At 44.3% G+C, this 20,601-nt stretch carries 17 protein-coding genes and 4 tRNA genes; 5 read left to right on the forward strand and 16 right to left on the reverse strand.

What is annotated here, in order from left to right:
- Positions 1 to 78: 78 nt before the first annotated feature.
- The 6 genes from pepN to A3739_RS13425 are packed head-to-tail and all read right to left on the reverse strand — an operon-like array spanning position 79 to position 6,631.
- On the reverse strand, positions 79 to 2,709 hold the full coding sequence (pepN, locus tag A3739_RS13400) for an aminopeptidase N (protein WP_068477300.1): 2,631 nt from the start codon (positions 2,707 to 2,709) through the stop codon (positions 79 to 81).
- Between the two features lie 36 nt (positions 2,710 to 2,745).
- The gene (locus A3739_RS13405) at positions 2,746 to 3,573 is read right to left on the reverse strand and encodes a DUF2797 domain-containing protein (RefSeq protein ID WP_231876486.1); all 828 of its coding nucleotides are present in this window, start codon (positions 3,571 to 3,573) and stop codon (positions 2,746 to 2,748) included.
- Positions 3,574 to 3,604: 31 nt separating this feature from the next.
- Complete coding sequence (locus tag A3739_RS13410) at positions 3,605 to 3,862, reverse strand: YeaC family protein (protein ID WP_068477304.1); 258 nt, start codon at positions 3,860 to 3,862, stop codon at positions 3,605 to 3,607.
- A gap of 21 nt (positions 3,863 to 3,883) precedes the next feature.
- Positions 3,884 to 4,780: a rhomboid family intramembrane serine protease gene (locus tag A3739_RS13415; protein WP_068477306.1), complete on the reverse strand. Its 897-nt coding sequence runs from the start codon at positions 4,778 to 4,780 to the stop codon at positions 3,884 to 3,886.
- The gene (locus A3739_RS13420) at positions 4,777 to 5,736 is read right to left on the reverse strand and encodes a metallophosphoesterase (protein ID WP_068477308.1); all 960 of its coding nucleotides are present in this window, start codon (positions 5,734 to 5,736) and stop codon (positions 4,777 to 4,779) included. Before A3739_RS13420 ends, A3739_RS13415 begins: the two co-directional genes overlap by 4 nt.
- Positions 5,737 to 5,746: 10 nt before the next feature.
- Positions 5,747 to 6,631, reverse strand: coding sequence for an NAD(+) kinase (locus tag A3739_RS13425; protein WP_068477310.1), 885 nt, complete (start codon positions 6,629 to 6,631; stop codon positions 5,747 to 5,749).
- Between the two features lie 114 nt (positions 6,632 to 6,745).
- Between A3739_RS13425 and A3739_RS13430 the strand changes: the two genes are divergently transcribed.
- Positions 6,746 to 7,720 (forward strand): DUF1853 family protein, encoded by a 975-nt coding sequence (locus A3739_RS13430; RefSeq protein ID WP_068477312.1) that lies wholly within the window; start codon positions 6,746 to 6,748, stop codon positions 7,718 to 7,720.
- On the opposite strand, the gene A3739_RS13435 is transcribed toward A3739_RS13430, so the two are convergent.
- The 3 genes from A3739_RS13435 to A3739_RS13445 all read right to left on the reverse strand — a co-directional run bounded on the left by A3739_RS13435 (position 7,690) and on the right by A3739_RS13445 (position 12,188).
- Positions 7,690 to 8,652, reverse strand: a complete 963-nt coding sequence (locus tag A3739_RS13435) for a 1-aminocyclopropane-1-carboxylate deaminase/D-cysteine desulfhydrase (protein ID WP_068500224.1) — start codon at positions 8,650 to 8,652, stop codon at positions 7,690 to 7,692. The genes A3739_RS13430 and A3739_RS13435 overlap by 31 nt on opposite strands.
- Position 8,653: 1 nt before the next feature.
- Positions 8,654 to 9,985 carry a hypothetical protein gene (locus A3739_RS13440; protein WP_068477315.1) on the reverse strand — a complete coding sequence of 444 codons (1,332 nt, stop codon included), beginning with the start codon at positions 9,983 to 9,985 and terminating at the stop codon, positions 8,654 to 8,656.
- Positions 9,986 to 10,145: 160 nt separating this feature from the next.
- On the reverse strand, positions 10,146 to 12,188 hold the full coding sequence (locus A3739_RS13445) for an NADPH-dependent 2,4-dienoyl-CoA reductase (protein ID WP_068477317.1): 2,043 nt from the start codon (positions 12,186 to 12,188) through the stop codon (positions 10,146 to 10,148).
- A 161-nt stretch (positions 12,189 to 12,349) separates the two neighbouring features.
- On the opposite strand from A3739_RS13445, the gene A3739_RS13450 reads away from it, so the two are divergent.
- The gene (locus A3739_RS13450) at positions 12,350 to 13,390 is read left to right on the forward strand and encodes an AraC family transcriptional regulator (RefSeq protein WP_068477319.1); all 1,041 of its coding nucleotides are present in this window, start codon (positions 12,350 to 12,352) and stop codon (positions 13,388 to 13,390) included.
- A gap of 16 nt (positions 13,391 to 13,406) precedes the next feature.
- Here the strand turns inward: A3739_RS13450 and A3739_RS13455 are convergent.
- The 6 genes from A3739_RS13455 to A3739_RS13480 all read right to left on the reverse strand — a co-directional run bounded on the left by A3739_RS13455 (position 13,407) and on the right by A3739_RS13480 (position 16,022).
- Positions 13,407 to 13,483: transfer RNA gene (locus A3739_RS13455), tRNA-Asp, on the reverse strand.
- A 41-nt stretch (positions 13,484 to 13,524) separates the two neighbouring features.
- Positions 13,525 to 13,600 (reverse strand) — tRNA-Val (locus A3739_RS13460).
- A 19-nt stretch (positions 13,601 to 13,619) separates the two neighbouring features.
- A tRNA-Asp gene (locus A3739_RS13465) sits at positions 13,620 to 13,696 on the reverse strand.
- A gap of 31 nt (positions 13,697 to 13,727) precedes the next feature.
- Positions 13,728 to 13,803, reverse strand: a tRNA-Val gene (locus A3739_RS13470).
- 138 nt (positions 13,804 to 13,941) lie between these two features.
- Positions 13,942 to 15,108 carry a DUF2846 domain-containing protein gene (locus tag A3739_RS13475; protein ID WP_197472313.1) on the reverse strand — a complete coding sequence of 389 codons (1,167 nt, stop codon included), beginning with the start codon at positions 15,106 to 15,108 and terminating at the stop codon, positions 13,942 to 13,944.
- A gap of 59 nt (positions 15,109 to 15,167) precedes the next feature.
- Positions 15,168 to 16,022 carry a hypothetical protein gene (locus A3739_RS13480; protein ID WP_068477323.1) on the reverse strand — a complete coding sequence of 285 codons (855 nt, stop codon included), beginning with the start codon at positions 16,020 to 16,022 and terminating at the stop codon, positions 15,168 to 15,170.
- Positions 16,023 to 16,175: 153 nt separating this feature from the next.
- On the opposite strand from A3739_RS13480, the gene purE reads away from it, so the two are divergent.
- The 3 genes from purE (at position 16,176) to A3739_RS13495 (ending at position 18,527) form a co-directional block, all read left to right on the forward strand.
- Positions 16,176 to 16,664: a 5-(carboxyamino)imidazole ribonucleotide mutase gene (purE, locus tag A3739_RS13485; protein WP_068476054.1), complete on the forward strand. Its 489-nt coding sequence runs from the start codon at positions 16,176 to 16,178 to the stop codon at positions 16,662 to 16,664.
- A gap of 2 nt (positions 16,665 to 16,666) precedes the next feature.
- Positions 16,667 to 17,791: a 5-(carboxyamino)imidazole ribonucleotide synthase gene (locus A3739_RS13490; protein WP_068477325.1), complete on the forward strand. Its 1,125-nt coding sequence runs from the start codon at positions 16,667 to 16,669 to the stop codon at positions 17,789 to 17,791.
- Between the two features lie 157 nt (positions 17,792 to 17,948).
- Entirely contained in the window at positions 17,949 to 18,527 is a 579-nt protein-coding gene (locus A3739_RS13495; RefSeq protein ID WP_068477327.1) for a superoxide dismutase, read from the forward strand.
- 93 nt (positions 18,528 to 18,620) lie between these two features.
- Here the strand turns inward: A3739_RS13495 and gspD are convergent, their stop codons facing one another.
- Entirely contained in the window at positions 18,621 to 20,591 is a 1,971-nt protein-coding gene (gene gspD, locus A3739_RS13500) for a type II secretion system secretin GspD (RefSeq protein WP_068477329.1), read from the reverse strand.
- Between the last annotated feature and the right edge of the window lie 10 nt (positions 20,592 to 20,601).

Consider the following 20,601-nt stretch of genomic DNA (forward strand, 5'->3'; position numbering starts at 1 on the left):
GCCTATGTTTTAACGTAAGATTTGAGCAAATACGGAAAGCATGCCATGCATGCTTTCCGTTAAAAATGAGATATGCGTTTATGATACGAGACTCTTATCAACCACCTCTCTAAGATCTTTAGAAAGATTCGACTTGCCTTGAATTCGCGTTAACTGACTTCGTAACAATGCTTGGCGTGCAGGATTATATTTTTTCCAACGCGTCAACGGCGTGGCTAATCGCGAGGCGATTTGAGGATTTAGATCGTCCAACTTTATGATTTGGTCTGCCAAGAAGGCATAAGCTGAACCATCTAACTTATGGAAATTCTCTAAATTCTGATTTGCAAAAACACCTACAACCGAACGCAGTTTATTTGGATTCAAGAAATCAAAATCAGGATGCTCCATCAACGATTGAATGTGTGTTAAATCAGCATATGAAGACGCTGACGATTGCACAGAGAACCATAACTCCATAACCTGAGCATCTTCTTTCCACTGATCATAAAAACGTGCCAATAAGTCATCGGCATCTTGCTTGTTGCCCGAGGCAATCATGGCAGACAATGCTCCAACTTGGTCTGTCATATTCTGAGCATTAACAAACTGCTTGCGACAAAGGCTCATGAATTCATCATTCGCATTGGCTGACAACAGTGCTAAACAAGTATTTCGAAGCCCTCGAACAGACATTTCAGCGTAACTTAGGCCTTTCTCGCACCCCTGATTACGCTGATAACATGCAACCAGTTCCTTCTGTAAATCGAACGCTAATTGCTTACGAGCGAGATTTCGCGCAGTACAAATAGCATCCACATCAGCTTCTTCTGCTAGCTCAATCAGATAAGCAGCACTTGGCAGTTGCAACAGTTTGCTGACCATCGCTTTGTCTAATGACTCGTTGCTAATGATGCTTCGAATCGCGCCGACATAGGCACTAGAGAGCTGAGCATTACCACCGTTCTTCACCGTTGAGATCATGGCATTCAATTCAAGCAATGCTAGGCTTTGCGCAGCATCCCAGCGGTTAAAACCGTCTGAATCATTCGCCATCAAAAACAAAAGCTGATGTTGTGTGTAGTTATAATTTAGTTTTACTGGGGCAGAGAAGCCGCGCAACAACGACGGAATGGGTTCTTCTGGAATGCCTTCCAAAACAATGCTTTGTGTTTTCTCGGTCAACTCAAAAACTGCGCTTTTTTGACCACCAAATGCAGACAACGCTTGTTCGCCACCATCCCCATTAAGTAAGGCTAGCTCAATCGGGATAACGAACGGCTCTTTGACTTCCTGCTGAGGCGTGGGCGGACATGATTGCTCAAAGTGCAATATGTAAGTTTGCGCTTGCGCATCAAACTCACTCGAGACGTTTACTCTTGGCGTTCCACTTTGCGTATACCAACGCTTAAATTGACTCAGATCTTTTCCTGAGACTTCTTGCATTGCTGCAACAAAATCATCCGTCGTTGCGGCTTGCCCATCATGGCGATCAAAGTATAAGTCAGATCCCTTGCGGAACAGTTCAGCGCCTAACAAGGTATGGAGCATACGCACAACTTCTGCGCCTTTTTCATACACGGTTAAGGTATAGAAATTAGAGATCTCCATATACGAGGCAGGACGTACAGGGTGCGACATAGGGCCAGCGTCTTCGGCAAACTGCGCAGTGCGGAGTAAAGCAACGTCTTCGACACGTTTTACAACACGTGAATTCATATCAGCAGAAAACTCTGCATCACGAAAAACCGTAAATCCTTCTTTTAAGCTTAGCTGGAACCAGTCTCGACACGTGACCCGGTTACCCGACCAATTATGGAAATACTCATGCGCAACGATCGCTTCAATACGCTGATATGAAGCATCTGTCGTGGTATCGGGTTTTGCTAGAACACAAGAAGAATTAAAAATGTTCAAGCCCTTGTTTTCCATGGCCCCCATATTGAAGTCATCGACCGCGACAATCATGAAAATATCGAGGTCATACTCACGACCATAGACCTCTTCATCCCACTTCATAGAGCGTTTCAAAGCATCAAGGGCATAATCACACTTAGTTGAGTTTTTGTGTTCGACAAAAATTTCGAGACGCACCTCTCGACCACTCATTGTCGTGAAGGTATCTTTTTGACAATGCAAATTACCCGCTACGAGTGCAAACAAATAACACGGCTTCGGGAAGGGGTCATTCCAAACCGCAAAATGACGTCCTCCATCCAATTCGCCTGATTCAATCAAATTGCCATTCGATAGCAAATTTGGATACAAGGATTTATCTGCCTCGATTCTTGTCGTAAAGATCGTTAAGACATCAGGACGGTCGAGATAGTAAGTAATGCGTCGAAAACCCTCGGCTTCACATTGGGTACAGAACATTGTCGATGACTTGTAGAGTCCTTCTAATCGCTTGTTCTCTTGAGGCTTAATCCACGTCACGATTTCTAACTGACAGTCTGCCGGCATATCTGAGATGCTTAGACCGGACTCTGTCACCAAGTAACGATCACTATTTAATAGAGCTCCATCAATACTGACCGAGCGCAATTCTAATTCTTCGCCGTCCAACGCCAACTCTGTCGACTCGGAATCCAAATCTTTAACAACGTGCATAAGATTCGTTACTTCAGCGCCGTCCTCGAATAGCTTAAAGCTCAAAGAAATACTCTCTACGAGGAAGTTCGGTTTTTGATAGTCTTTTAGATATGTGATGTTTGCTGCTGCGTCTTTCATCTTTGTATTCCTAGAGCCCTCGCTATGCATAATTGCTTAGGCATAAATTGAAACTTCATACGAGCCATATTTTCGAATATTTAAACAAGCTTGTTCGAAAATTAGATACTGCCCTTTTATTGCCATCAATGTGTCTTCAATCTCTGGCGTCTTATCCAAATTGTATGTTTTCGCTTTTTCAGGCCAAGCCAAATGAGGGTATTCAAATGAATATTCATTGCCGCTTATAAGCCATTCTATGTGCTCATCTGGATAGTCTTGCTTCAGCTCAGACAGGTAGTCGCCAACCTCTGCAAACAAACGTTCACGCTCTGCAGCGAGATCCATTACCTCTACATCATGCTTAAGCATTTTGCGCCAATTAGTCCTATCCCCTACCCACTCTCTTAGCTTATTTTCAATTAAACCAGAAAGCTTACGGCTAGAAACCTGCGCGATAGGCAATGCTTGAATTGCGCCTTGATCGATCCAGCGCGTGGGAACTTGTGTGCCTCGCGTTATACCTACTTTTAGACCACTCGAGTTAGCCAAATATACGACATGCGGTTGCAAACAATGCATTTCACCCCATCTTGGCTCGCGACACGTCCCTTCTTCGTAATGACACAATTCAGGACTCATGATGCATTTATCGCAGCTCGCAAGCTTTTGAAAACACGGATAGCAAAAGCCTTGATTAAAACTTTTCTTTGTGACTCTCTGGCAATTTGAACAACGAATCTCTTGTTCAAATACAAACTTCATTGGCTTACCCAGATACTCAGACATATTTAAGGCCGAATCACCTACATGAAGTTGATAAGCGATTGGCGTCTGATGATCGACTGCCATTTTCTGCAAACGACCACGCGCTAATAATTCCAAAATAACCTCTTATATTTTTATTAATTCTGCTCTAGTGCAACACACGCAAAGGCACTTCATCAGATGGATCATCACCTTTTTTCTTTTTCTTCGTGGTATCCACATACCCAACACGATCTTTCTCAGGAATATCGTGAGCGTCTTCGTAAACGATCACTGTTTGTAAGCAGATTTCTTTTTGCTCTTTCGTCAACGTTCGGCCGTCGGGCCACTTTCCTAATTCCAGTGCCTTTTTAAATCTTTCATACAACTCTGGGTCTAGCTGCTTTGCAGCATCTTCAAAATTCATATATCTCCCCCTAGACCATTTTCATGGCGCGCTATTGCGCTTAGCCGTTAAACCAAACACAAGCCAACCTAAAACAAGGCCACTTAACAATCCGTACAAATGCGCTGAATTAGCCATAGCCCCTAAGCCAATCCATTCTGTTAGTGGCGTATAACCAATTACCAACCAGACCAACGCAAACTTAAATAATCCATCCGGCATGAAAACGCGACGATCATAATGCGACCAAACTCGGGTATAGCCAAACAAGCCGTACACAACACCCGACAATCCCCCAAACAAATAGCCGCCATCTAAAAGTTGCGCGACATTCGATATGACAGAGACAACAACGATCAACACAAATAATGCGAGCGCACCTTTTCGATACTCAAGCTGCCCGCCTAGAATCCAAAACATCAACAAGTTAAAAACAATGTGCAAGAGACTAAAATGAAGCATATCTGGCGAGAATAAACGCCATATCTCTCCAGACTGCATGGTTTCGACCAATGCAGACCAACGCCCCTCAATAGAATTCAAGTTCATCGAAATATCGAAAGGATTGACGATCAGTAGAGCTCTTAAGACTTCACCACCTCCACCAAGATCCGTTAACCAAGCAACGAGCACACAAAGAGAAATGACTATAAAAACGAGTGGAGCCTGTTGCGGTGTTACACGATCATACCCAGCAGAGAAACGCACCTTTAAAGGTGACGAGGCCGCATTCGCAGCAGATAACTGCTGCTCTAATTCAGGATGCTCCAAGTACGAATTCAAAGCCTCTAGAACTTGATCCTTATTCTCTAAGCGCTGAAGTTCTAGCACTAACTCTCCACCTAGCTCAGAGATTCGGTGCTCAACGCCCTGGCGACGTAACCATTCTGAAAAAGGCTGTAGATTTTTATCGATCGATACGCGTGCTACTTCATTCATGATGGCGTGACATCTACCCAGACAAATTTATTAGCATCTAGTGCCATTTCATCATCCATACGATAAGCGACTAATTTTCCGTATTTCACGGCACTATAGTCCAGGCAAGCAACATTTGGCGTGATAGGAGCGGGGGCTCCCGACATCCAATAGTGACCAACAAATACTGGCACCTCGTCTTTGCCGTAATACATCAAATGATCTAACTCTTGCTCAGAGAGTTTTCGATCCAGCAATCCATCAGGCAATGGGTCAGGCTGAAATACAACATCTGAATAGGTTTTAGGGTCATCGTTCCAAAACTTAGTCCGGAACATATTGCGGATATACCCATCCTTACTAACGATGCTCTCCCCATCAGGAAGCTTTAATGATGTGCCTCGCGTCATGCGATCGACCATTTTTTCTAGAAAGGTTCCATCGCGAGCAGACTCATACAACATATCCATCGACAAGCTACGAGAAGGACTCATCGTATTAAAATGTTCGATAGCATGGCGATCCCAACAAGCATGCACGACTCGAAAATGGCCCTTGTCGAGATACAAGGGGATCGTATGAAACCATGACAGGAACATCTGCCATTCTTCGGGGTATGGTTCAAACTGCTCCAGCGTTTCGCGTATTTGGCGATGATTACGCGCGTTATGCTCACGCAAGAACAAATGATCTTCGGCATCGCGACCACGCGTGCAATAACACATCGCATTATATTCATGATTACCCAACACAATTTCAGCCTGGCCAGCATCCACCATGTTTTTAACGATATGAAGAGCCTCGCGAATACGAGGACCTCTGTCGACAATATCACCAACAAAAATGACCTTTCGACTATCATGGCGAAAACATCCGTTTTCATGTTGATAGCCCATTTTAAGCAGCAGCTTTTCTAGCGTTTGGGCGCATCCATGAACGTCACCGATCAGGTCATAACCTTGAACATGTTCACTCATACTACGTCACTTAACTCTCAATTAAGTTATGAGCCCAACCTAGCTTCTTACGACACGTTTCATAGAAATTGTGCGAGGTTGGATGAATCAATCTTACTAAGTAAGGTTTTTTGGTGATACTAACTGTGTCACCTGGCGCTACAGGAATGTGATACTGGCCATCACAACTTACTTGTGGATATATCTCGTTCGCTTCACCAATCACAATCTTTATTTCACTTTTCCCGTCTACCACAATAGGTCTGCTACTCAGCGTATGAGGGAACATTGGAACAAGAGCAATTGCATCTAACTTGGGATGGAGAAGAGGGCCACCTGCAGACAAAGAATATGCGGTTGATCCTGTTGGGGTACTGACAATCAAACCATCAGAGCGCTGGCTATATACGAATTGTCCCTCAACAAAGAGATCAAAGCCGATCATTCGTGTCGATTTACCAGGATGCAGAACAATGTCATTCAAACCTGAACCGTAACCGACCGGCTCACCATTTCGGCGCACCAATACATCAAGTAAAAAGCGTTTTTCTTCGACATAGTCACCTTCTAAAACGGCATCGACTCCATCTTCAATTTGTTCAGGAGAAATATCCGTAAGAAAACCTAATCGCCCACGATTCACTCCTAATAAAGGAACGTTTGATTTAGCGAGTTCCCGAGCTGCTCCTAATAGGCTTCCGTCGCCACCAATTACAATAACAAGGTCGCACACCTCACCCATCATCTTTACGCTAGATACCTGCAAACCATGACCTGGCATTAATTCAGCCACTTGCTCCTCAAGAATAATATGGTACCCCTCTGACACGAGGTAGCGTTTCAAACGGCGCAACGTTTCTATGACCGTTGCACTACCGAGGCGGCCAATCAAACCAATATGCGTAAAATTTTCCATAAAAAAGGGTGACTCCAAAGAAGCACTTAAAGAGATTTTTTTGCTCTAGCTGTGGGATTTTTTAACCGAAGCAATTTAGACTTACGACAATAGTATCAGAAAATTGCATTACAAATGGTTTCTAAGCTGCAATACAAATCTTATTCTTCAATAGATCACATCAAGCTCGCGCTAAATAATTTGAACTGGCTTATCGCGCAGAAAGACATCGTAAACATCGATGTTCAGACCATTGCGGCATTGCATAAGACCTGCGCATCTTTCGATGACAAACTTAATGAGCAGCGCCTTAGACCGCAACTCGAGGAAATACTTCAGAACAGTAACAGTCACTTTCTAGGCCCTCATGTAGAGTCGCTCTGGCAATGCTACCTAGAATACAGTGAACGATATGAACTACTGGCCAAAAACCTTCAAATCAATGTCGACGGCGTGACACTTGGCGAGTTTGATTTTCTAGTACACGACAAACACACTGAACAAATTATTCACCAAGAGCTCGCTATTAAGTTCTATCTCGGCGTGCCGTACTCTTCCGGTTCATCTACTCAAACATATTGGGTCGGCCCAAACCAAATTGATCGGCTCGATATAAAACTGCGACATCTTAATGAACACCAACTGAGACTCAGCGAACACCAAGAAACATTCTCTAGCCTAGAGCACTTTGGTGCACCGCCGTTTTCCACGGAATGTATTATTCGCGGCAGGTTATTTCTACCATTCAACTCTGTATTAAGAGATCAAATGAGCCTTGAAGATGTAAACGAAGACGCCTACCAGCATAGCGTATGGGTTCATGTATCAGAGTTTCAGGATTGGTATGCATTACATCCTTGGGCTGACACATTTTTTGTCTTAAAAAAGAAGCAATGGCTCGACATTCAGGTAGAGCAAAACGACGCGCTCAACTTATCAGAGCTGCAAGAATCAATAGAGCAAGATGTAGAGAAAGAAGGGCGGGCTATTTTAGTTTTAGCTACTGACAAAAAATCAAAACAAGCCAAGCTTTTATTCGTGGTGCACGGCACATGGTTAAACAAAGGCTACGAACAAATTCAGGAAGATCGAAACCCTCTCCAACCTTGAAGCCCACCAGTATGAAGCAACATAGCATTTACTGACTCACCCAACTTATGATGCGCAAACTGATGCACTAAAGCATATAGCGCTTTGCTGGTATATACCGGATCTAACATCAGGCCGTATTCTGATTGAACACTAGAAATGAAGTTTCTTAAAAGCGGCGACATTTTAGCAAAGCCACCATGGTGATAATCATGCCAAATTTCAACCTGCTCGGGACTCTTACCTGGAATGTATTTGGCAGCCCGTTGCGACAGATCCTCTGCCCCCTTCAATGCTGACACACCTACAACCCTTGCAGAGTCACCCACTCCATTATGCAGGCCCGCTAACGTTGTACCCGAACCAACCGGCGTTAAAATTAGATCGTATCGATCTAGATCAAGCGTTTGAAATAGGGACGCCACACCCTTTACCCCATCAACCCCTTCACCACCTTCAGGAATCACAAGGGAGGGAGGAAACAGCGCCTGAACATGTTCCAAACCAGGTACTTCAGCATGACGACGATAATCTTGCCTATCCATCCACTCCAAACTCATCCCCCACTTAAGACAATCTTGTAGTGTCGGTGATAATTTATCGGAAACCGGAGCATGCCCTCTTACGATGCCAGTCGTGCGAAAACCAAATAAATAACCTGCATAGGCAAGTGCGTGAAGATGATTGGAAAAGGGGCCGCCAAAACTGACGAGATGAGAAATATTCTGCTGCGATGCAGAGAGCAAATAGTGCTTTAACTTAAACCATTTATTTCCTGAGATAAATGGATGCACTTTATCAAGCCGCAGTACATCCACTCTGAGCTCACGATACCGACTAGTATCAAAATAGCGATCAACTATACCTGACAAGTCATACGAAGAAATTTCCAGAGGATGCTCAAAATCTTGCGCCATCTCATGGAAAGTGACTTCCCCGTTTAGACCCTGCATATCAAATATCCATACGATGCAGATCGCAACGATCACTAATACCTACTTCAAAATCAGTAGGGTTATCACAAACACGCACTTTGTTATGGCACAAAGTACCGTCATCATGGGGTTCCTGACACAACGGGCTTTCAAAATGCGCTAACCAAGCACGGTAAACCTTCTCGCTGACTTTTGCTTTTTCAGCCACGAATGCCATTGGGTTCTCGGCATAACGAAGTATGTCAATCGATGTCATTGATATATGACCCACACCCGCGTGATACGCCACATAAACAACTTCCATCTCTTTTAGCTTTTCAACCAAATCATTCGAGCCCAAACCATCAGACATTGTCTCTTTAAGCTCTTCCAATTCTGCGCGAAGTAAATCTTCCCGCTCATCGCGGTATGCTAAATCCAAGTCTCTACGATCTAATTGCTCTCGCAACAAAACGATTTCAGCTTCTAGTTTCTGCTTCTCTAGCGCATCTTTCTCTTCAGAGCTCGCATTTTTAAGCTTCTCTTGAAGCTCTTCTACCACCTGAGTTTGGCCACTCACTTTATCTTGCAGATCAATATACTGCTCATTTCGAGAACTTAACTTTTCTTGCAAGCGTTCGTTACTTACCTTGAGCTGCTCGAGATTTTGTTTGAGGGATTGAATTTCATTTTTATATGCATGAACAATAATGCGCTGTTCACGATCAATTTCAGAGTTTGATCGTTCCTTGTGCTTTTCTAGGGTACGAATCCGTAAGCGCTGCTCTTTCAGAATACGCGCTAACTTAACTCGTTTATCTGCATCCGCATCAATCGCTGTAGAGCTTTGATCAGAGCCACCTAAAACAGGTAAATCATCTTCATTATCGCTAGCACCAAGAGTTGGAATGCCAACAGGTTCTCCCTCTGGTTTTTCTTGAAACCTAAATCGTAAACGATTGGTATTGACCGCTTTGCGAACCGCTAAAAAATCATTCGTTCCAGGATTCATATCTGGATCCCAAAGATCCTCTTGGTGCCAATTAATCGAACACTGAGAACGACAAGCTAAGCGAATTGGTCCTCCGCCCAGATCTGGGCCACTACCGCTAATTGAGGCTAGTTTCTCGACAGGAAGATTCCATGAGGTGTCTGCATGACTTTCTTCGTCAAAGTAAATTTTGAAAAAGACAAGCGCGTCAATATCGCCATACCCGTCAATGACCGTATACACAGCATGAGCATCTTCATCCACATATTCCGGAATCGAACTTAAACCATCTAGTAATGCTTCGAATTCCGAAAACAACATTTGACGCGAAACCGAGTTGTTCTTCATAAAGAAAACGGCTTCGTTGGCTGCCTGCCCCATAATTACCCCAAAAACACCATCAATTTAAACTTATCTAACCGAAAGTTTAGATGATGCTAGAAGAAGCACACTGTTTTCTTTTATTGCTCAGACAGACTTAATTCACAAATATAAAAAAAGGGCCAACAGGCCCTTTATATTCATATCAACACAAACGTGCTTATAGCTCAGCCGCTAAACGAGATCCTTGATTGATTGCGCGTTTAGCATCCAGTTCAGCAGCAACATCCGCACCGCCAATAAGGTGCACGTTAACACCTGATGATTCCAGACCATCTTGTAGCTCTCGCAAAGGATCTTGGCCTGCACAAATGATAATGGTATCGACATCAAGCACTTTAGGTTCCGTGCCAATCATTACATGAAAACCGTCATCGTCGATCTTTTCGTAATTAACAGAGTTAACCAGCTTAACATTTCGATGCTTCAAAGACGTACGATGAATCCAACCAGTTGTCTTGCCAAGGTTTTTTCCTACTTTAGAAGACTTACGTTGAAGCAAATACACTTCTCGCTCAACTTCAGGATGAACGGGCTGGACACCCTTAATGCCACCCTGATGATCCATATTTAGATCAACACCCCATTCCTCCATGAACGCAGGAATATTCAAGCTTGGCGACTCGCCTTTGTGCGTGATGAATTCTGAAACATCAAAACCAATACCGCCCGCACCAACAACAGCAACTTTTTTACCAATTGGCTTAGCGCCTTTTAACGCTTCAAGGTAGGTCACTACCTTCTCGTGTTCAACACCCGGAATCTCAGGAGTACGAGGTTTGATGCCTGTTGCTAGGATGACTTCATCAAAGCCTTGCGCTTTTAAATCTTCCACTTCAACACGCGTATTCAACTGAAGATCTACACCATGCTTTTTGATCATTTCACCGAAGTAACGAAGCGTTTCGTAAAACTCCTCCTTACCCGGAATCAATTTAGCGATATTAAACTGCCCGCCAATTTCGCTCGCTTGATCAAATAAGGTCACATCGTGGCCACGCTCAGCTGCTACGGTAGAAGCTGCAAGGCCAGCTGGACCTGCACCAACCACGGCAATTTTCTTAGGAGAAGCCGTCTTAACGTAGCTAAGCTCTGTTTCATGACATGCGCGAGGGTTTACCAAGCACGAGGTCAACTTCATTGAGAAGGTATGATCTAAGCATGCCTGGTTACAACCAATACATGTATTGATTTCGTTCGCCTTACCTTCTGCAGATTTATTTACAAAATCAGAGTCCGCAAGGAAAGGTCGTGCCATAGACACCATATCGGCGTGACCATTTGCCAATACATCTTCCGCAACGTCAGGCGTGTTGATGCGGTTCGTCGTTACAAGAGGAATACCTATCTCGCCTTTCAACTTCGCCGTCACTTTTGTGAAAGCCGCTCGCGGAACCATCGTAGCAATCGTTGGAACTCGCGCCTCGTGCCAACCAATCCCGGTATTGATGATCGTTGCACCCGCTTTTTCAATTTCTTTCGCTAACTGAACAACCTCTTCCCAAGTGCTTCCGTCTTCAATTAGATCAAGCATCGAAAGACGATAAATAATGATGAACTCTTCACCAACACGCTCACGCACACGGCGGACAATTTCGATTGGCAAGCGAATACGATTTTCGTAAGAACCGCCCCACCGATCTGTACGCTTGTTTGTGTGAGAAACGATAAACTGATTAATAAAGTAGCCTTCAGAGCCCATTACTTCGACACCGTCGTAGCCGGCTAACTGAGCCATTGCAGCACTATTCGCAAACGCTTCAATCTGTTCTTCAATACCCTCTTCATCTAACTCTTTTGGAACAAAGGGATTGATCGGCGCTTTAATCGCAGAGGGTGCGACTTGCATAGGGTGATAAGCGTAACGCCCTGCATGCAATATCTGCATACAGATTTTTCCACCTTCTTTGTGTACCGCTTCAGTGACAACTCTATGGTGTTCAGCTTCTTCTGGCGTACTCATTTTTCCTGCACCCGGGCCAACAGCTCCCTCGGGATTTGGCGCAATACCGCCCGTTACAATGATGCCAACACCACCTGCAGCACGTTCAGCATAGAATGCGGCCATTTTTTCAAAGCCATTTGGAGACTCTTCAAGACCGGTATGCATTGAACCCATCAACACACGATTCTTGAGAGTCGTAAAGCCAAGATCTAATGGCTCTAATAAATTCGGGTAACTTTGGCCTGCTTGCTGCGTCATTATTTTCTCCAAAAACCTATCTTACGTTCACGCCTATAAAAGCGATTGTACAAACACTCAAATAAGAGCGAGGCAATAAATTACCGAGTACACAAGGCCGCATCAATAACATCAGTAAACATTTTTATCACTTTATTAAACATTTACGCTAACATAAGAGAATGATTCCTATTCAGAAACTGTCGCTAGGCGATATCACAGTTAACTTTGCTAGCGTCGTCCTCAATACGCTAGCCGAACACAATATTGATCCACTCCCTGTGCAAAAGGCATTTGGACTGAATAATGAACACCTCAGCACACCAGACGCACGAATCAGTATTCCTAAGTATATGAGACTAGGGAGAGAAGCCGCTCGCATGACTCGAAGTCCATCAATTGGCTTAGAATTTGGAAGAAACACCTTAGATAGCCATATTGGGCTTGCGGGATATACAGCGGCCTGCGCGCCAACACTTCAACAATCCTTGTCACATATCATTGATATGGAGCTACTAAACAGTCGCAACACTAGGGGAAAGTCATCTCATTTTATGAAAGATGGCCGGCTTCATTGTCAGTTTTATTCCATTAGCCCATACAATAGGTATAACTATTTTGTTGTCGACACGATGCTCGCCTCATGGTGGTCTTTCACTCAACGTCATTGCCCCGAAGCTGAATGTCACCATATTGAGATCGAATACCCTTTGCCATCATACAAAGAAGATTTCGAAGACTTTTTTCAATGCCCCGTTTTATTTGGCCAATCAAAAAATGCATTGATCCTTAAGCGAGGACACGAGACATTCGCACTCAATCAGTCCCATCAACCAACATTCTCAAAAATGCAGGCTATATGCGAACAAGAACTTATGACTTGGAAATCAGGAAAAAGCATTTCAGACCAAGTCATAGATTTGATCTCTGAAAATCTTAGCGGTAAACCACCGGAAATTGACTTGATAGGGAAAAAACTTGGATTAGCAGGCTGGACGCTTAGAAGAAAACTAGCGCAGGAAGGTCATCATTATCAAACACTATTAGATAATACACGTAACGCCTTGGCTCAGAGCTATGTGAGAGATACAGGGCTCAACTTCACTGAAATTACGTTTATTCTAGGATTTTCTTCACCATCATCATTTCAGCGCGCGTTCAAACGTTGGACAGGCATAAGTCCAGGCGCTTACCGAAGAGACATAAAGAAAAAGGAATTTTGACATAAGGAATTTAAAGTGGCGGACCGGACGGGACTCGAACCCGCGACCCCCGGCGTGACAGGCCGGTATTCTAACCAACTGAACTACCGGTCCGCATCTTTAAAACTAAGACCTAAAGAGTCGACTTTAGGATTTGGTGGGTGGTACAGGGATCGAACCTGTGACCCTCGCCTTGTAAGGGCGATGCTCTCCCAGCTGAGCTAACCACCCATCAGGGTGACAGCTTAAGTGGCGGACCGGACGGGACTCGAACCCGCGACCCCCGGCGTGACAGGCCGGTATTCTAACCAACTGAACTACCGGTCCGCATCTTAAAGCTGTTTCGATTTAAGTAATTTGGTGGGTGGTACAGGGATCGAACCTGTGACCCTCGCCTTGTAAGGGCGATGCTCTCCCAGCTGAGCTAACCACCCCTGCTCAAATCGAGATGCGCATTCTAAGGATTTAGGCCTAACTGTCAACACCTTTTTAGAGATTTTTTATCGAAACTTTATGTGTTTTTAAGCCGTACTCAAAACAGGCAAAAAAGTCGTTCAACAATTAATCAACAACTAATTTAAGGTCGCCAAAATCCTATTTTTCTCTTCCTTACGCTCGCTTGATTCAGAACGACCTGGAACAGGAAGAGACTTCACAAGTGGATACTCTTGGCCAAATGGCCAAAACCAAAAAAACTCTTCGTAATCCGTTGAATCTGTCGCGAACTCCGGAGCATAAGGTGCTGGCGCAATATTTCCAGACTTCGCAGCGCGCTCAAGCCTCTCTAACGTTAACTCATCATTCAATGAAAGATCTCTGCGAGGCTCGCGCCACGGAGCAAGCCAATTCACTTGCGGCGTTCTTCGACGATCTATTTCCGCTAAATAAGCATCGACATCTTCATGATATAAATAAAGCTCTTGCTCAAGAGTCAATGTGTCTTGCCCTTTCAGCTCTCTATACATATCACTTGGCAGATACCAGATTGGAAAGCCCCATAAGAAGTTATTTGACCACGGCCAAATAATTGAGAACCAACCATAGTCTTGCATCGTTCCATTCAAGAGTTCCTCTGCCTGTTCAGCATCAGAAGCCGTCCAGAAAGATGGTTCCAAATAACGCGTATGCGGCATTTCTTCCATGGCTAGATCACGGCCAACCAATTGAACGTCTGCCGATGCCATCTCGTCATCCGGCGCTAAATCGGGGTGCAACTCACGAGGTAGGAATACTTCAGAATGTCGTACGTAAAAAATTTGACCAGGATTGAGCTCTAGGCCGACATCGGCTTGCAAATTCATGTCGAAAGCGATCATCAACTTATCATCGAAAGCCTCGAAGCCAAGCATCGGTAAAAAGCTCTTTCTTACTGCGAAGTCGTAACTTCCAGCAGGAAGCTCTACGACAGTCCAACTGCCGGAGCGAAGATTAAATACGAGCTCGTCGTTCAAGTAATAACTCGGCGCTTCCATCTCTTCATCTGCCCATTGGCTACTTGGGCGGTAAAAGTAGATCAGTGCGTTAACTTCACTATCCCATTCGGTAGATTTTAATTCTTGAAATGGTCGACCTGTTTCATTCGGAAAGTAATACGAACCGAAATTCCGCCCAGTCGACCAATAAATCGATGGATACCAACCACGACCCTGTTTGTGAAAAGGCTTTGAATAAGGTGCGGTTGTATCAGAGAACGCAACATTAGAAACGCCGAGCATCGCGACCACAAGCGTCGCGCTCAAACAAAGTCGAAATAGCAAGTAAAAGTAATTCATTCCTGAAGTATACCAATGAGCCCTAATTAATTTTGCGAAGTACTAGGCGATTTGCTTGCCAACACGGCTAGTTTCAACTCATTTAATTGGCGTTCAAGCCCAACAATTCTCTCATTGATCTGTCGTCGACTTGCGTTGATAGAAGCAATAGATTCCGTATTTTCAGCCACGGCCTTACTGTTATTTGGCTGAGAATTTATATTGCGCGCCAACTCCGCAACACTTTGCTCTAGCGACTCACGCGTCAACGATAGCTCACTCGCAACATTGGCGCTTTGCTTCTTAATCAGGCCAATCTGATCCGCCATCGCCTGATTATTCCCTAATCTAACTTCTAGCTGCTTGAGCATTTGCTCTTGCTTCGCAACAGAAGCCTCCAAAGGTTTTAGATCTTTGTTTTTCAAAGCATTGAGCTGTAGCTTCACGCTATCAACTCTATCTTTATTTTCAGCAATTGCTTTGCGATTTTTATCTCCTGCAACGCCCCAAAGCTTACGCATTTCAGAATCTAAAAATTTAAGTTGTTTAGTTGCACTACTACCAGCTTGCTCAATTTCCGCTCCCGCTTCATTAAGCTCACCTTCCAATCGCGCCATAGAAAGCTTACTTTGGTTAATGAATGCCAGCGCTTCCGACAAATCTTTATTCAGCGCATCGACCGTTCTTTTCTGCTCTAAATATGCCCAACCCAAAAACGCAAAAAGCACCAAAGTTAGAGCAAAGCACCCTATAAATAATGGAAGCCCTGAATTCCCAGCTTGTTTTTGCGACTTATCATTTTCGACAGCTTTCTTTGGCTTTGACTTTTTCGAAGCAGTCACGCCAGAAGAGCGCTCTTGAAACCTATCTAACTCATCGCGCTCAGGCCTTAACCCATCCATAAACAACCTCTTTATTATCACTCTTGTCCTAGGGATAAATTCTATCGTGATGATCGGTATTTCTAAATAGCATTTGCATGGTATTCATTCGATGAATAAGATGAGCACCCCACCCCATCAGCTGAAATGCAGCGGTTTTTAAGGAGTCAAACCATGCAAGCGAAAGTAGGTATTATTATGGGCTCAACATCAGATTGGCCCACTATGGAGCATGCAGCGAACATGCTCGACACTCTTGGCGTGAGCTATGAAACACAGGTTGTGTCTGCACACAGAACACCCGACCTGTTGTTTGATTACGCATCTTCTGCTGCCGAGCGTGGTATTCAAGTCATTATTGCTGGCGCAGGTGGTGCAGCCCATCTACCTGGTATGGTGGCATCAAAAACTGAACTCCCAGTTTTAGGCGTTCCAGTTCAATCAAAGGCATTGAATGGCATTGACTCACTACTATCAATCGCTCAAATGCCAGGCGGCATTGCCGTCGGGACACTTGCCATCGGCACACCGGGCGCCAAGAACGCAGGATTGCTAGCGGGGCAAATCATCGCTCTGAACGACCAAGCCGTTAAAGAGAAGCTTGTTGCATTTAGAACGCAACAAACCGAAAGTGTACTCGCTCAATCAGATCCGCGAGGGTAATCATGAAATCTATTGGAGTTCTTGGCGCTGGTCAACTCGGCAGAATGCTTGCCTTAGCAGGTCTTCCTCTTGAGGCGAAATTTCGCTTCTTTGATACAAGTGGAAGCCCAAGTGTTGGCTTAGAACCAACGTATAGTGTTAAAGACAAGCCTATCAAAAGCCAAGAACTTCAAGAGTTCATAGATGCATGCGACGTCATCACTTATGAGTTCGAGCACCTACCGGTCGAATTAACTCAACATATCGAAAAAGAACATACGCTCTACCCGCCGTCAAAATCTATCGAAATTTGCCAAGATAGAGAGAAAGAAAAAGCCTTATTTAATGAATTATCGATTCCAACAACTCGATACAAAATTATTCATAAAGAAAGCGACCTTTCCGAAGCAGTTCAAGAGCTTGGCTTACCACTAGTCTGCAAAACGACGCGAGAAGGTTATGATGGAAAAGGGCAGTTTATTCTTCGCTCTGCTGAAGATATCCCAAAAGCTTGGAGCGCTATCGGATCAACCACGTTAATAGCTGAGGAATTTATAAATTTCTCTCGAGAACTGTCGATTATTGCGGCACGCAGCGCATCGGGCGAGATAGCAATTTATCCACTAGCAGAGAACCAACACAACGATGGAATTCTTCGATTCTCTACCGTTCCAGCGCCTTCCGTAAATGAAGATATTCAACGCCAAGCAGACTTGTATATCAAAGACTTGATTGCAGAATTGGAGCACGTTGGAATATTAACACTTGAACTATTCGAAACTACGAACGGCCTAGTTGCAAACGAAATGGCACCTCGTGTTCATAATTCAGGGCATTGGAGTATGCTTGGCGCGCACTGCAGCCAATTCGAGAATCACATCAGAGCGATATGCGACCTGCCACTCGGAAGTACCGAAGCCTTGTCACCAACCTGCATGATAAACCTCATCTCCCACAAAGGAGATATTCGAAAAATTCTTGAGCTTCCTTATGCTCAAGTTCATCTCTACGATAAAGAAGAGAGAGCAGGCAGAAAATTGGGGCATATCAACGTCACTGCTAGCTCATATGAAGAGCTAAAATGGCGCGTCGAGAATATCGTTCAATTTCTCCCTGATTACCCCCAATGCCTACAGTTGAAAAACTAAAAGGCACCCCAACTTATACAAATGACTACTAATTGAGGCTCATCTGAACAGCCATCAACCTCGTAGATGTATTTGAACCGAGGTGGTATGATCTTCAGCTTTGAAAACAATGCTAAGCCACCGCCTCGGTGGTGTTTTAATTTTAGGGAGAAGCCTAATGGCAATCGAATTACCTGCGCTACCATACGCAATTGACGCTCTTGCACCACACATTTCTCAAGAAACTCTTGAATTCCACCACGGCAAACACCACAAGACTTACGTTGATAAGTTAAACGGCATGATCCCTGGAACTGAATACGAAGGAAAAACACTTGAAGAAATCATCACTTCTTCTTCAGGTCCTGTATTCAACAACGCAGCCCAGATCTGGAACCACACGTTTTACTGGAATTGCTTGAGCCCGAATGGCGGTGGCGCACCAACTGGTAAAGTTGCTGATGCAATTAACGAAGCATTTGGATCTTTCGAAGAATTCCAAGCAGCATTTAACGACAAAGCCGTAAACAACTTTGGCTCAAGCTGGACTTGGTTGGTTAAAAATGCGGATGGTTCTTTGGAGATCGTTAACACATCAAATGCAGGCACTCCAATGACAGAAGGTCAAACTGCACTTCTAACAGTTGATCTTTGGGAGCACGCTTACTACATCGATTACCGTAATGTTCGTCCTACTTATTTGAATGCGTTCTGGGCACTTGTAAACTGGGGTTTCGTTGCTGAAAACCTAGGTTAATATTGCCTCCTTGTTTTTAGTACGTTGCACTAAAATCAAGGCATAAAAAAACCGGAGTTTAATTACTCCGGTTTTTTTATGCCTGAAATAGCCTTATCGGATACTATTTCCATCATAGAGACTTTCAACTGTCGGCTTCTCTCTGGCGCGCAGCTCTTCTTCATCTTCGCCTTGCGCAACTTTCGTCTCCAAATTCAACTGCCAAAGCTGATCAAACTTCTGCTCCGTCACTGCACGAGTTGAAGCTTTGTCACGAAGAATGGTTGGCCTTAAGAACACCAATAGATTTTGCTTTGTCACAACCTTAGATGTGCTTTTAAATAGATTACCCAGCAATGGGATATCACCCAATAAAGGAACTTTACTTTCACTGACCTGAACATCATCTCGAATTAAACCACCAAGAACGATTGTCTCACCATCATCGGCCAATACATTCGTTTTGATCTGTCGCTTAGTGGTAATAATGTCTGCACCAGCAGTCGATGGCGATACACCTGAGATTTCTTGTTCAATTTCAAGACGCACCAAATCGCCTTCGCTGATACTTGGAGTAACAATCAATTTCACACCCACATCTTCACGCTCGATCGTTGTAAACGGATCAGAAGTCCCTGCACCGCCAGAACTAGATTGCCCGGTAATAATAGGGATGTTCTCACCAACGATAATTGAAGATTCTTGATTATCCATTGTAATAACTTTCGGCGTAGACAATACATTAGCCCCCGCATCACCCTCTAATGCCTGCACAAGGGCTCCCCAGCTCACGCCATTACGACTTTCTTCTCCGATTCCAATCGTAATACCCGTTGATGGCGAGCCTAATAATGTGGGATCTAAATCACCGTTCGGGTCATTGTCTTGATCGACCAAAGCACCAATGACGTTTGCAGCACTCAAACCGATTTCATTGAAGTTAGTAAATACACCGGGCACTGAAGCACCTTGATCATAAAGCGCCCACTGAACACCTAGTTTGTTATCAGTATTATCTTGAATTTCTACGATAGCGGCTTCGATTAAGACTTGTGCTCTGCGCACATCAAGCTCGTCAATTACGCCTTCAAGCTCTTGTAGAAGAGAAGGTTCAGCTCGAATAACCAAAGCATTCAGGCCCTCATCTGCATATACGCTCGCTTCCGCTTTAGGCGCCGCATTGCCTTTGTCTGCAGCCTCTTCACTTACAATATCACCCATTAATCCGCTTAGAAGATCTGCGATCTCTTCCGCATCAGCATGTTTTAAGCGCACGACCTTGGTTTTACCACCTGTTGAGGACGGTTGATCAAGCTTCATGATCAACACTCTCATTTTTTCACGGAAAGGCTCATCACCACGAAGGATCAAACGATTACTGCGCTGATCCGCAACCACTGAAAACTTGTTCGCTCCTTTTCCTTTTGCCGCTGCGCCAAGTTCACTAGGCGCAAGCTCTTCAAGAAGCTTGACCATATCGCCAACCCAAGCCTCCTGAAGCTGAATAACTTCAAGCTCGTATTTAGAGGGGCTATCAAGCTCATCAATAATCTTACTAATGCGCTTAATATTCGCGACATGATCACTAATAATAAGGGCATTCGCCGCAGCAACGCCGGCTAAATGACCATATTTTGCGACCATCGGGCGAAGAATTGGAACAAGCTCAAGAGCATTTGCATTGTTCACTTGAATAACACGCGTTACGATTTGTTCGTTAGGCGTTCGTTTGAAAAGAGCATCGTTAGACGCCTCTTGCTTTGCATTGTTCTGCTGAACAATCTTAATCACACCGGTTCCGGGTATCGCTGCGAAACCATGAACGCCCAAAACGGATAGAAACATCTCATAGACAGCATCTTTACTCATCTCTGCGTTAGAGACGACAGTTACTTTACCTTTTACTCGAGGATCAATAACAAAGCTATAACCGGTGATATCCGCAATTTGACTAACAAAAGCACGGATATCGGCATCTTTTAGATTCACCTTCCATGTTTGTTCTTGAGAATGCGTAAATGAGGAGACAAGCAAAGCAAAAGACAAAAGCAAAGCTCGCAGACTGATTCTTTTCAAGTTATTCACGTGATGCAAC

This window comes from Oleiphilus sp. HI0067 (genome assembly GCF_001635735.1).

What these genes read in the sequence shown, in the direction of transcription:
- A3739_RS13420 (WP_068477308.1), bottom strand. Translation starts at nt 5,736, where the DNA reads ATGAGTGAACATGTTCAAGGTTATGACCTGATCGGTGACGTTCATGGA.
- A3739_RS13425 (WP_068477310.1), bottom strand. Translation starts at nt 6,631, where the DNA reads ATGGAAAATTTTACGCATATTGGTTTGATTGGCCGCCTCGGTAGTGCA.
- A3739_RS13490 (WP_068477325.1), top strand. Translation starts at nt 16,667, where the DNA reads ATGAAATCTATTGGAGTTCTTGGCGCTGGTCAACTCGGCAGAATGCTT.
- A3739_RS13450 (WP_068477319.1), top strand. Translation starts at nt 12,350, where the DNA reads ATGATTCCTATTCAGAAACTGTCGCTAGGCGATATCACAGTTAACTTT.
- A3739_RS13440 (WP_068477315.1), bottom strand. Translation starts at nt 9,985, where the DNA reads ATGGGGCAGGCAGCCAACGAAGCCGTTTTCTTTATGAAGAACAACTCG.
- pepN (WP_068477300.1), bottom strand. Translation starts at nt 2,709, where the DNA reads ATGAAAGACGCAGCAGCAAACATCACATATCTAAAAGACTATCAAAAA.
- A3739_RS13410 (WP_068477304.1), bottom strand. Translation starts at nt 3,862, where the DNA reads ATGAATTTTGAAGATGCTGCAAAGCAGCTAGACCCAGAGTTGTATGAA.
- A3739_RS13430 (WP_068477312.1), top strand. Translation starts at nt 6,746, where the DNA reads ATGGTTTCTAAGCTGCAATACAAATCTTATTCTTCAATAGATCACATC.
- A3739_RS13445 (WP_068477317.1), bottom strand. Translation starts at nt 12,188, where the DNA reads ATGACGCAGCAAGCAGGCCAAAGTTACCCGAATTTATTAGAGCCATTA.
- A3739_RS13415 (WP_068477306.1), bottom strand. Translation starts at nt 4,780, where the DNA reads ATGAATGAAGTAGCACGCGTATCGATCGATAAAAATCTACAGCCTTTT.
- purE (WP_068476054.1), top strand. Translation starts at nt 16,176, where the DNA reads ATGCAAGCGAAAGTAGGTATTATTATGGGCTCAACATCAGATTGGCCC.
- A3739_RS13480 (WP_068477323.1), bottom strand. Translation starts at nt 16,022, where the DNA reads ATGGATGGGTTAAGGCCTGAGCGCGATGAGTTAGATAGGTTTCAAGAG.
- A3739_RS13435 (WP_068500224.1), bottom strand. Translation starts at nt 8,652, where the DNA reads ATGCAGGGTCTAAACGGGGAAGTCACTTTCCATGAGATGGCGCAAGAT.
- A3739_RS13495 (WP_068477327.1), top strand. Translation starts at nt 17,949, where the DNA reads ATGGCAATCGAATTACCTGCGCTACCATACGCAATTGACGCTCTTGCA.